Source organism: Acinetobacter sp. NPDC052428 (assembly GCF_044547685.1).
GTDB classification, from domain to species: domain Bacteria; phylum Pseudomonadota; class Gammaproteobacteria; order Pseudomonadales; family Moraxellaceae; genus Acinetobacter; species Acinetobacter lwoffii_G.
On record NZ_JBIUAT010000003.1, the window covers coordinates 83,269 to 96,053 of the forward strand.

The 12,785-nt window shown below is 43.7% G+C and carries 9 protein-coding genes; 5 read left to right on the top strand and 4 right to left on the bottom strand.

Annotation, left to right across the window (positions count from 1 at the left end):
- The first annotated feature begins 71 nt into the window (after window positions 1-71).
- Window positions 72-935, top strand: a complete 864-nt coding sequence (locus ACIG3F_RS03510) for a class I SAM-dependent methyltransferase (RefSeq protein WP_396469396.1) — start codon at window positions 72-74, stop codon at window positions 933-935.
- A gap of 27 nt (window positions 936-962) precedes the next feature.
- On the opposite strand, the gene ACIG3F_RS03515 is transcribed toward ACIG3F_RS03510, so the two are convergent.
- Window positions 963-2,300, bottom strand: a complete 1,338-nt coding sequence (locus tag ACIG3F_RS03515; protein ID WP_396469397.1) for an alpha/beta fold hydrolase — start codon at window positions 2,298-2,300, stop codon at window positions 963-965.
- Between the two features lie 322 nt (window positions 2,301-2,622).
- Here ACIG3F_RS03515 and ACIG3F_RS03520 point away from each other — a divergent pair, with 322 nt between their 5' ends.
- From ACIG3F_RS03520 to pta, 3 genes are all read left to right on the top strand, one after another.
- Window positions 2,623-3,888 carry a glutamate-5-semialdehyde dehydrogenase gene (locus ACIG3F_RS03520; protein ID WP_396469422.1) on the top strand — a complete coding sequence of 422 codons (1,266 nt, stop codon included), beginning with the start codon at window positions 2,623-2,625 and terminating at the stop codon, window positions 3,886-3,888.
- A 451-nt stretch (window positions 3,889-4,339) separates the two neighbouring features.
- Window positions 4,340-5,548 (top strand): acetate/propionate family kinase, encoded by a 1,209-nt coding sequence (locus ACIG3F_RS03525; RefSeq protein ID WP_396469398.1) that lies wholly within the window; start codon window positions 4,340-4,342, stop codon window positions 5,546-5,548.
- 64 nt (window positions 5,549-5,612) lie between these two features.
- Window positions 5,613-7,751, top strand: a complete 2,139-nt coding sequence (gene pta / locus ACIG3F_RS03530) for a phosphate acetyltransferase (RefSeq protein ID WP_121980233.1) — start codon at window positions 5,613-5,615, stop codon at window positions 7,749-7,751.
- Between the two features lie 230 nt (window positions 7,752-7,981).
- On the opposite strand, the gene ACIG3F_RS03535 is transcribed toward pta, so the two are convergent.
- On the bottom strand, window positions 7,982-8,221 hold the full coding sequence (locus ACIG3F_RS03535; protein ID WP_005107915.1) for a DUF2171 domain-containing protein: 240 nt from the start codon (window positions 8,219-8,221) through the stop codon (window positions 7,982-7,984).
- Between the two features lie 750 nt (window positions 8,222-8,971).
- Between ACIG3F_RS03535 and ACIG3F_RS03540 the strand changes: the two genes are divergently transcribed.
- Window positions 8,972-10,498 (top strand): fumarate hydratase, encoded by a 1,527-nt coding sequence (locus ACIG3F_RS03540; RefSeq protein ID WP_004278405.1) that lies wholly within the window; start codon window positions 8,972-8,974, stop codon window positions 10,496-10,498.
- A gap of 67 nt (window positions 10,499-10,565) precedes the next feature.
- On the opposite strand, the gene ACIG3F_RS03545 is transcribed toward ACIG3F_RS03540, so the two are convergent.
- Window positions 10,566-11,282 carry a DUF2846 domain-containing protein gene (locus tag ACIG3F_RS03545; RefSeq protein WP_396469399.1) on the bottom strand — a complete coding sequence of 239 codons (717 nt, stop codon included), beginning with the start codon at window positions 11,280-11,282 and terminating at the stop codon, window positions 10,566-10,568.
- 170 nt (window positions 11,283-11,452) lie between these two features.
- Window positions 11,453-12,763, bottom strand: coding sequence for an ATP-dependent protease ATP-binding subunit ClpX (clpX, locus tag ACIG3F_RS03550; protein ID WP_004278407.1), 1,311 nt, complete (start codon window positions 12,761-12,763; stop codon window positions 11,453-11,455).
- Between the last annotated feature and the right edge of the window lie 22 nt (window positions 12,764-12,785).

Consider the following 12,785-nt stretch of genomic DNA (forward strand, 5'->3'; position numbering starts at 1 on the left):
TTAATTATAGTAATGAAAAGGTCACACTATTATTTAATCAACTTAAAAATAACAATAAGGTCAGAACAAATATGACAGACTCACTTTCGCAACATCGCCATATTTCATTTACGGCGCACTATACCGGCTATATCTGGTATCAAATGGGAATCTCACATCCAGCCTTTGCTACATCCAAAGGCAAGTTTCTGGCCAAACTGCTTCATCCACTTGAATCCTGGGCAGAACGTCATGTCGGCGGTAGCATGCGGACTACACTTAAGCAGCGCCATCAGATGATTGATGAGCATCTGTGTCAACTAATTGAGCAACACCCACAACTTCAGGTTCTTGAAATTGCCTGCGGACTATCTCCACGCAGCTGGAATTTCAGACAGAAATTTCCCGAGATTAATTATCGTGAACTGGATCTGCCCGATATGGCCGAGATCAAGACGCAGGCTTTACAGCAAATCGATCAGCATGCCCCTGAAGTCCTGACTGCCGATATTTTTAGTGAAGAGCTGGACTGTATTTTTCAGATGTTTGACCGAAACCAGCCCTTGGTCATCATTAGTGAAGGGCTGATTAATTATTTTGATCAACATATGTTACGCATTCTGATGCAGGGTATTACAGAAAATGCGCAGTATTTCCCGGCAGTTCACTATCTCAGCGATATTTATCCTGAACCGGTGAAAAATAAACTGGCGAACTTTATCTGGAGCAGTAGCCGTCTACTTAAATTCATGTCTCGCAGTGCGTTTACCTTTCATTTTAAATCCCCCCAAGAACTGCAGCACTTTTTTCAAGATGCAGGATTTGACCAGGTTGAGGTACAACAACCACAACGTTATTTTGCCGAGCCTCGTCAGCAAAACCCGACTCATGAACAGGATGAACATTTGGGTGATCTGGTCTGGATGATTCATGCCGTGAAAAAAAACAGCGTTTAAGTACGCTGTTTTTTAAAGATGATGTTTTTAAATTGCCTCATCAAATACTTCAGTTTGTGACAGTACTTTTTGCATTTGTACAAAGCGTAATAAGCGTTCTGCGACTTCAAAACTGCCATGTTTGAATAAGGCACGCAGCTGAGTATCATCCTGTTCAAAGATTAGGCATTCAATCTGAAATTCCCCTGTTTCATCTTCCAGATGCAAGGCCAAATCACGTGGATAAGTTGTTGCATGCGCAGCCTGTTCTGCATCTAACTCCAGCAATACTCCGAAGAAATTCATGTCCACAATCTCTGCTTTTAAAATGAGATCAGAATGACGATGACTGAGGAAACGCTGTGAATCTTGCACCTGAATCCTCTCTTCACCGCGACGTTCAAGCTGCTGTATCTGTTCGCGAGTGAATGGAATAATTCCTTCCAGTTGATCCACAGGCTCATCACACAAGAAAGTTGCAAACAGATGCATGGTTTCTTTACGACGTTGCAACTGCGGTACATGATCGGCGCCTGCAATTTGCACGTACTGCATATCCGGGCATTGCAGGGCAAAATTCGCATTCTCATGTGGCAAAGTAAAACTGTCATACTGTCCACATGCCACCAGCACTTTGCACTGCGGAATCGGCACATTGGTCAGACGCAATAAACGGTTGCAGTTAATATCATAACGATCCTGTTCGGTGGCCGTAAATTCCGCCATCTGTTTAAAGAACAAACGTTTTGCAGTCGGTGACATTCGGGTTTCTGTCAAACGTGCATGATTCACCAAGTACAAAATGACGGCCTGACCAAATTCATCCATACGCTGTTCTTTCATTAGATGCAAAGACTCTTCCAGCAGCATCCGCCAGCTTTTACGGGTTTTCTGCATCACACCCATCAGGATCATCCGATCGACCAGTTCAGGACGCTGATCTGCCAAACAGGAAGCCACCACTGAACCCAAGGACATGCCTAGAATTGCCACTTGCGGCAGCTGCATCTGTTCCAGCCAGCGCCCCAGCATCGCAGCAAGGTCTTCAAGCTCCAGTGTTCCGGCAGACAGACCTGTGTCGACATTACTAATCTGCTGGTTGGCCCCCATGGACGGTAGGTCAATCAGAATGATGGGACCTGCATCAAAAAGCTGTTCTACACAGTATTTGTAGGAATTAAAATTCTGGAAAGCTCCCCCAATAATCACCATAGGTCTTAAATGTAAGGTATCCGGACGGGCGATCGCCATATATTCGATTTTCCAGCCGTCCATCCAGGTCGTACGTGGCGGCTGCTTAAAACTGTGCTTATCATAAAGATCAAAAAAACCATCGTGGCTATGTTGTTCCAATACATGGGTGTCCATGTGGATAATGGAATTCATATTCCTTTTCCTCCGTCCTTGCCTTATTTTTATTGTGCAAGTCATGCTTAACAGATCTTATATTTCAGGCGCATTCCGGTGTGCCTGAACACGCATCCTGCTCTTTAATAATTATAAATGACATCAATGCCGCGTGTTTCATTCTATACAGAGCTGCTTTTCACAAGCAACCGCTTCAGTGACCACTTATCTACTTTTAAACAGAAAACAATTTCAAAATGTTTAGAAGTCTGCGAAAACGGATGATTTTTAATAGATGGGCTTCATTGTGCAGCAGCAGGCTGTTAATATCGAAATGAAATTTCTAAGTGATCAAACCGCTATGCAAGAGTCTATTGAACAATACATGCAAACGGTAGGACAGCAGGCACGCCAAGCGTCTCGCATTTTGGCTCGCGCGTCCACCCAAACTAAAAATAATGCGTTATCCGCTATTTATACGGCTTTGGAAAATAGCCAAGCTGCTATTTTGGTTGCTAACCAGAAAGATATGACTAAGGCGCATAATAACAATCTGGACCCTGCCCTGCTTGATCGCTTAGAACTCAACCCCACGCGCTTTAAAGGTATGTTACAGGGCCTGAAAGATGTCATTGGCCTGAAAGATCCGATTGGTGAAATTAGTGATATGGCTTATCGCCCATCCGGGATTCAACTGGGCAAGATGCGTGTGCCTTTGGGTGTGGTCGGCATGATCTACGAGTCACGTCCTAACGTCACGTTGGAGGCGGCATCACTCGCGCTCAAATCAGGCAATGCGATTATTTTACGGGGCGGCTCAGAAGCTCTGGAATCGAATCAGGCAATTGCAGTCGCGATTCAGCATGGCCTGAAAGTCGCAGGCTTGCCTGAGGCTGCCGTACAAGTGGTAAACACGACTGACCGCGCTGCTGTTGGCCAGTTGATTACCATGACCGAATATGTGGATGTGATTGTGCCTCGTGGCGGCAAGAGTCTGATCGAACGGATTACCGAGGAAGCACGTGTGCCGGTCATTAAACATTTAGATGGCAACTGTCATGTCTATGTGGAAGCTCAAGCAGACTTGTTAAAAGCCTTGCCGATTGCGCTCAATGCCAAAACCCATCGCTATGGCGTATGTAATGCCATGGAAACCCTGCTGGTCGATGAAAAAGTCGCTGAAGAATTCTTGTCACGCATCGCAGAGCTTTACCAAGAGAAAAAAGTCGAACTTCGTGGTTGCCGGGAAACCCAGCGTATTCTTGGAGATGCAGTCATTACAGCAACCGAAGAAGACTGGTATACCGAGTATCTGGGCCCGATTCTGGCGATCAAAGTTGTTTCTGGTATAGAAGAAGCCATTGAGCACATTAACAAATATGGCTCGCATCATACTGATTCTATTATTACGGAAAACTACAGTCTGGCACGCGAATTTCTGGCGGGTGTAGATTCAAGTTCGGTCATGATCAATGCCTCTACTCGTTTTGCAGATGGTTTTGAATATGGCTTAGGCGCAGAAATCGGAATTTCGACCGATAAAATCCATGCTCGTGGCCCAGTCGGTCTTGAAGGCCTGACTTCGCAGAAATGGATTGTCTTTGGCGATGGTCAGATTCGCCAATAAGTATTCAGATCGCTAACTTAAAAACAGCCTCATTTATGAGGCTGTTTTTTTATGGACAGAAAAATTGACACTGAAATAGATGGATTAGAACCTTCGGGTCATTTTATTGATGAATCTCTTTATAGAATTGTATTTAGAAACAATATTTGCCTTTTCAGGCGCTAAACTAAAAACCAATCTGTTCTAAAATTAAATTTAAGCAGAATTGAGTATTCTTATTGATTATATTTTCAGCATCATTTTATTTATAAATGAAAACTATGAACTGATAAATTTTAGTTATTATTGTTAAATCGGTCGATAATGCTTAAGTCTAATCTGCTAAAGTCTATCTAGGACAGAAAAAAAACAAATGTTAAAACATATTCATTGATCTGGATTGCTGCTTCATTGTCCGCAATTGGGTCAAGCAAATGGACGAGAATTTTAATTAAAAATTGGGTAATCAATCGTGTCTAAATCAGTATTAGTTATTAATTGTGGCTCTTCTTCAATCAAGTTTGCATTACTTCTTGAGGAGCAGAATTTCCGTATTCATGGTTTAGCTGAGAACTTAGGCACAGAGAATGCTCGCATTAAAGGTGTGACAGTTGGCAATGAGCCGGTCGATATCCACATTCCATTTGCTGACCACAAAAAAGCACTCGAAGTGGGTCTGGAACGTCTGGCCAATTACCGTCCAGATGCCATCGGTCACCGTGTGGTACATGGTGGCAGCCTGACCAAGGCTGAACTGATCAATGACGAAATTATTGAAAAAATTCGTGAAGCAACGCCGCTTGCGCCGTTACACAACCCGGCACATTTGATTGGAATCGAAGCAACCCGACGCTTATTCCCAGAATTACCACAGGTTGCGGTATTTGACACCGCCTTCCACCAAACTATGCCAGCACATGCATATCGCTATGCCCTGCCAAAATTTCTGTACACAGCACATGGTGTGCGCCGCTATGGTTTCCACGGCACCAGTCATGCTTATGTTTCAGAGCGTGGCTCTGAACTGGCAGGCAGTTTCAAACAAGGTGGCTGGTTAACTGCTCATCTTGGCAATGGTAGCTCGACCTGTGCCGTTTGGAATGGGCAAAGTGTAGATACTTCAATGGGCTTAACCCCGCTTGAAGGCATTGTTATGGGCACACGCAGTGGTGATGTTGATCCAAGCCTGCATAGCTTTCTGGCGAAAAACCTGGGTTGGGACATTTATAAAATTGACAAGATGCTGAATAGCCAAAGTGGTCTTTTGGGCTTGTCTGATCTGTCCAATGACATGCGCACCCTGATTGAAGCATCAGAACAAGGCAATGAAGATGCCAGCCTTGCGATTGAAGTATTCTGCTACCGTTTAGCCAAGTCCTTGGCCGCTCTAAGCTGTGGTTTACCACGTATTGATGGTTTGTTCTTCACTGGCGGCATTGGCGAAAACTCGGCATATATCCGTGAAAAGACCATGAGTTACCTGCCACACTTCGGTTTCAATCTAGATAAAAACGCCAATAATGAGTTAAAACGCGGCACCGAAGGCCGAATCGATTCAGGCACAGGCCCACAAATCTGGGTAGTACCAACAGATGAAGAAGGTCGTATCGCTCAAGAAGTACATAGCGTTGTAGAACATGAAGTGGAGCGAAATACTGCAAAAAGTCTGAAGCTGAGGTAGCGCTTGTATAAGCAAGCAAGGCCACTTTTAACTGATTTTTATTATTGTGTGACTGACGTAACTTATGAAAACGATTTTATTGGTTCCCACTGGGGAAGGCGTAGGCTTAACTTCTGCATGTTTAGGCCTGATTTATGCACTGGAATGCCAAGGGGTAAAAGCTGGTTTCCTGAAACCTTTTGCCCAGGAATTGAATGAAATCGAAGACCGCACCACGGCTTTGTATCGTCATATTTCTCAAAGTGAAACGGTTGAACCTATCCGTTATAGCAAAGTCTTGCAGCAGATCAATCTGGGTGAACAGGATGAATTGCTTGAAGAAGCGGTGCGTCTGCATCGTCAAATTGCTAAACAGCATGACCTAATTATTGTCGAAGGGCTGTTGCCAAATACTCAGGACAGTTTTGCCGATGATTTGAATGCTTCACTGGCACAAGCTCTTGATGCCAAAGTTATTGTGGTCAGCAATGCCAATATTCAGCAGCCAAGCCAAACCGCAGATAAAGTTGAACATCAGCTTCGTAACTTTGGTGGCGCCAGCTCTACTCGTCTGGCAGGGATCATGTTGATGCGAACCAAAGGTCTGCCTGAAGAATCTGCGCAGATTCCTGTCACGCTAAATCCTGATTTACGCCTTAAAGCTGAAACCGCCGAATTTATTACAGCTATTCAGCAGACACATCCGCATATTGGCTCTGAAAAATTGCCAGTGATTGGCTTGGTGCCTTTCAGTAAAACATTAAGTGTGCCGCGCATGTCTGATCTGGCAGCCCATATTTCTGCCTACTGGATTAATGAAGGCGAAGCCAAACAGCGCCGTGTGCAACACAGCAGCCTGATTTCAGCCAATATTGAACATGAATTGCATAAATTCGTGGCAGGTGAATTAATTATTAGTGCCTCTGACCGGATTGATGTGTTATTGGCAAGTAGTCTGGCCAGTAGTAACGGGATTCCTTTGGCCGGCCTAGTGTTGACTGAACATCAACAGCCAAATGATCATGTACTGGAATACTGTCAAGCTGCCATCAAGCAAGGTTTACCAATCCTACATACGCCACTCAGCACGTTTGAAACTGCACAAAAACTAGCAAATCTCAGCAATGAAATTCCGGTGGATGATACAGAACGTGCAGATCAGGTGACGCGTTTTGTTTCAAGCCATATCAATCCGGAATGGCTAAATCAAATGTTGAATGGTTCTTATAAACCACGTCTGTCACCTTCCGCTTTCCGTCATGAACTGGTACAAAAATCGATTGCCGCGAAAAAACGTATTGTACTGCCAGAGGGTGATGAACCGCGTACCGTACAGGCTGCTGCCATCTGTCAGGCGCGTGGTATTGCACAGTGTATTTTGCTGGCCAAGCCTGAAGCTGTGCTAGAAGTAGCCAAAGCTCGCGGCATTGAATTGCCTGAAGATCTGGAAATTCTTGATCCGGATTTGGTGCGTGAAAACTACATCGACAAGATGGTCGAACTACGTAAAGGCAAGCTCAACGAACTACAAGCCCGTGAACAACTACAAGATACAGTAGTACTTGGCACCATGATGCTGGCATTGGATCAAGTCGACGGTTTGGTGTCGGGCGCAGTACATACCACCGCAAATACGGTACGCCCTGCCTTCCAGCTGATCAAGACTGCTCCGGATTACTCTTTGGTATCTTCCGTATTCTTTATGCTGTTGCCAGATGAAGTCTATGTGTATGGTGACTGTGCGATTAATCCGGACCCTGATGCAGAACAGCTCGCCGAAATTGCAATTCAGTCCGCCGATTCTGCCAAAGCCTTTGGTATAGATCCACGCATTGCGATGATTTCCTATTCGACTGGAACTTCCGGTACCGGCGCAGATGTGGAAAAAGTCGCTGAAGCAACTCGAATTGCCAAAGAACGCCGCCCTGACCTGTTGATTGATGGACCATTACAATATGATGCAGCATCGGTGGAGAGCGTAGGGCGTCAGAAAGCACCTGATTCACAAGTGGCTGGACGTGCCAATGTATTTATTTTCCCGGATCTCAACACCGGTAACACCACTTATAAAGCGGTACAACGTGCTGCCAATGTGGTCAGTGTCGGACCAATGCTGCAAGGTTTAAATAAGCCTGTGAATGACCTGTCGCGTGGTGCCTTGGTCGATGACATCGTGTTTACCATTGCCTTAACCGCGATTCAAGCCGAGCAACAAGAAGCTTAATACTTCTTGAATTTAAGTTTTCCAAACCATCTGATTGAAAAATCAGGTGGTTTTTTTATAAAAAATAATTATAGCTTCAATAAATTCAGCACGTGATCATCATCTCATTTTAATACACAATAAAAATGCCAGTCTTTCGAACTGGCATTTTCAACGATTACCCATAAAGTCTGTGACATAAAAAATTGAGCTGAGGCAGCCCTGCTTTTCAGTCCACTGACTTTAATTTTTTATAAGGTGGTCCATTCTTTATGCACGTCTTCCGCCGTTTTATTGAGCACCACGCTATCGTCTTTGATTTCGCTTACCCAACTCAAGGGAATCAGATGATGCTCATTATTTTCATCATCACTTCTTGTTAATTTAATTGAATCCTGACCTTCTAAATGGTCCACCTTCCCGACTTGAGTACCACATGAAGCAATGACTGAAGCATGTTCTTTAATATCACTTGCATTAAAATTGTTCATTCTACTTGCCTGTTTCTAGAAGTTGAGAGAAACAGTCTAAGCAATAAAAAATGCCGCATGTGTAAGGGTTTTCAGGCTTTGAGTTTTTCTGGGTTAAAAATGTAAATGGTCAACATGGCTTGAGTAAGCTATAGGAGAGATGCTTTTTAAATTTGAGTTTTCAAATATTTTTATAACTGGATTTGAAGATTTGAAAATTTGAAGATTTGAAGATTTGAAGATTTGAAGATTTGAAGATTTGAAGATTTGAAGATTTGAAGATTTGAAGATTTGAAGATTTGAAGATTTGAAGATAGGTTAATTTTTTATGTCTTAAAATAAAAAAGAAGATAAAGCTTAGGCTTGATCTTCTTTCTGACCGTACATCCAAGTTGCAGCGATATATACACAAAAACCAGCTGCCATCAAAATACCTGTAACCATTGTTAGGATCTCCCGTTTCAATAGCTGCATTATGTAAAAGTTTTATGACAGTTATATGACAATCTGGTTTTTTATTAAATTTAAAATAATTAATAAAATTCAATCACTTAATACGGAATAAGCAAAATTATGCGTATTTTTTATCTGAAATATGACATTGAATATGACAACTTGCTGTCATATTTGACCCATGGAATAGCTAAAGTCCTTGCTCAGATTGCTTAAACTATAAACTTTCGGCCAATGCTCGCCCAAAATGCCCACAACCCGATTCTTTTGTCTTATAATTTAGCCCGCTAGCTATCAGCCCGCTCAAGAGATATTTGTATGACAACTATTATCAAGCAAGATGACTTGATCACATCAGTTAAAGATGCGCTTCAGTTCATTTCTTATTATCATCCACAAGACTTTATCCAAGCGATGAGCCGTGCGTATGATCGTGAAGAGAACAAAGCTGCTAAAGATGCGATCGCACAAATCTTAATTAACTCACGCATGTGTGCAGAAGGCCACCGCCCAATCTGTCAAGATACCGGTATCGTCAACGTATTTGTTGAAGTGGGCATGGACGTTAAATTCGATTTAACCATGAGCCTGGATGATGCAATCAATGAAGGCGTACGTCAGGGTTATTTAGAAAACTCGAACGTGCTTCGCGCATCAGTTCTGGCTGATCCTGCATTTGGTCGTAAGAACACCAAAGACAACACTCCTGCCGTGATTTACCACAAGCTTGTGCCTGGTAATAAAGTAGATATCACTGTGGCAGCCAAAGGTGGCGGTTCAGAAAACAAATCTAAACTAGCAATGTTAAACCCATCTGATTCAATCGTGGATTGGGTACTGAAAACTGTTCCGACCATGGGTGCAGGCTGGTGTCCTCCTGGTATGCTGGGTATCGGTATTGGTGGTACTGCTGAAAAAGCCATGATGCTTGCCAAAGAAGCATTGATGGAAGAGATCAACATGGACGAATTGCTCCGTCGTGGTCCACAAAGCAAAATGGAAGAGCTTCGTATCGAAATCTTCGAAAAAGTAAATGCTTTAGGTATTGGTGCACAAGGTCTTGGTGGTTTAACCACTGTTCTAGACATTAAGATCAAGGATTACCCATGTCATGCTGCTGGTAAGCCAGTCGGTATGATTCCGAACTGTGCTGCAACTCGTCATGCACACTTCCAGTTAGATGGTACAGGTGTTGCACACATTCAAGCACCTAAACTTGAAGACTACCCTGCTGTGACTTGGGATTCTTCATCTTCTAAACGTGTTGACCTTGACACGATTACCCAAGAAGAAATGAATAGCTGGAAACCAGGCGATACACTTCTTCTTAACGGTACAATCTATACAGGTCGTGATGCTGCACACAAACGTATGGTCGACATGCTGAACAACGGTGAAGAACTTCCTGTTGATCTGAAAGGCAAGTTTATCTACTACGTTGGCCCTGTTGATCCAGTCGGCGACGAAGTTGTAGGCCCTGCTGGCCCAACAACGGCTACGCGTATGGATAAATTTACGCGTCAAGTTCTTGAAGCAACTGGCATGTTCGGCATGATCGGTAAAGCAGACCGTGGTCCTGCTGCCGTTGAAGCCATTAAAGACAACCAGGCAACTTACCTGATGGCTGTCGGTGGTGCTGCTTACCTCGTGTCTAAAGCTATTCGCGAAGCTGAAGTGGTTGCCTTTGCTGACCTGGGTATGGAAGCAATTTACAAATTTGTGGTAAAAGATATGCCGGTATCTGTAGCGGTTGATGTGAATGGTACTTCTATTCACGCGACTGCACCTAAAATCTGGCAAGCAAAAATTGGTAAGATTCCAGTAGTTGACGCTGCTGCGGGCTAATTAAATCTGTATAAAAAAGCACCCATTCAGGGTGCTTTTTTATTATATTTTCTCAATAAAATGTCAATTACCAAGTCCGTGGATCCCAAAGTTTAAAAGGTGCTTTTAGCTGTACATCCAATGATGGATCATAAGCAGTCGGTTCAATTTTTTGGGCTTTTTTACGAATCTGGCCAGTTTCCTGATCTTGTGCCACGAAGTTAAAACTGTCTGATTTTAGCTGAGTAAAAGCAATTTCATTCAGGCCAACTTTTTCCGGCATCAGCATGAGCGGCCCGGAAACACTCCGGCGTGTACTGATATTCTCTTCATCATATTTAATAAAATAAGACTGTCCCGCTTCGACAGTAAAATCCAGATATTTAGGTTTCTGGAAATGCAGCGCGCCTAGCGGTCGACTGGTACTCAAACGATACGTCCCTGCAGGCACTTCAATCCAGTAATAATGGTTGTGCAATAAGCTTGGAATATGTTCTTGATTGATAAACAGACTGGCAGCGACAATTTCCTGACGGTTCCATCTGGAATCTGGTCGATATAAATAGACGATAGCGGCTTCATCATGCTGCGGTTTCACCGTCTGAAACTGGTTGCCCTGCTTTTGATTGACCCAACCGCCAATGGTGAACATACCAATACGATGCTGCTCGACAAAGCCCGGTTTTTTTTCAAGATCGATATTTTTTAAAGTGCTGAGTGGCTGTGTAGGCTCAACGACGGCTTTCTTACCATGACACCCCAGCAATGCCAAACTGCTGATGAGTACAATTGCGACTCCACGCATGCTTATTCCTCACTGCGTCTTTATTCTTTTGTATGCAAGTGCTTTGCGATTTATTTTTTATAAGTTTTAGGCATCCACGCCTAGTGAATCAGATTAACACCGAGCTTTATTTTTGGAAATAAAAAACGTGCGAAAACACGGAGTTTTCGCACGTTTCGGACGAATAGCAATTAAGCAGATTTGCTATTTACCACCTTTAAATCTATTTTTGTCGCTGTCTCTTGCTGATCATGTGGCTGACGCTCAGCACGGTATTCCGGCTCTGCCTCACCTTTAATCACAGCTTCATTGATGACGACAGTGCCGACATCGCTACGGCTTGGCAAGTCATACATGGTTTCCAGCAATGAATTTTCAAGAATTGAACGTAGACCACGCGCGCCTGTATTACGCTCAACTGCTTTCTTAGCCACTGCACGTAGAGCAGATTCTTCAAAGACCAGATCCACATCTTCCATATCAAACAGATGTTGATACTGACGGGTCAAGGCGTTCTTCGGCTCAGTCAGAATCTGCATCAGTGCTTCTTCATCCAACTCGTCCAAAGTGGCAATTACTGGCAAACGACCAATAAATTCTGGAATCAAACCAAATTTTACCAGGTCAGTTGCTTCAACTTGACGGAACAAGTCAGACAGCTTCTTGGTTTCATCTTTTTTACGCACTTCTGCAGTAAAGCCGATGCCACCTTTTTCCTGACGTTGCTGTACAATTTTCTCAAGTCCTGAGAATGCACCACCACAGATAAACAGGATGTTCGAGGTATCAATCTGAATGAATTCTTGCTGCGGATGCTTACGTCCACCTTGTGGCGGAATTGATGCAACCGTGCCTTCAATCATTTTCAAGAGTGCTTGCTGTACGCCTTCACCCGATACATCACGTGTGATGGATGGGTTTTCGGACTTACGGGTAATCTTGTCGATCTCGTCGATATAGATAATACCCTTTTGCGCTTTTTCGACATCATAATCAGCTTTTTGAAGAAGCTTTTGTACGATATTTTCTACATCTTCACCCACATAACCGGCTTCGGTCAGGGTAGTCGCATCTGCCATGGCAAATGGAACATCCAGAAGACGTGCAAGGGTCTGTGCCAGCAAGGTTTTGCCTGATCCTGTCGGACCAACCAGCATAATATTACTTTTTGAAAGCTCGACTGAATCGTCGGCTTTCTTGCCATTATTTTGCACTTTCAAGCGCTTGTAATGGTTATATACCGCTACTGACAAGGTTTTCTTCGCGACGTCCTGACCAATCACATATTGATCCAAGGCCGCACGAATTTCATGCGGTTTCGGCAAAGGACGATTGGCCCAGTCATTGGTTTCCACCTGCTGACTGGTTTGAACCAAATCTAAGCATACGTCCACACATTCGTTACAAATGTATGCGTCCTCGCCTGCAATCAGCTTCCCGACTTCAGACTGCGTTTTACCGCAAAATGAACAATGCTTTTGTCCTTGAGGATGTTCGGACATATTTACTCCACTATCTCAATCT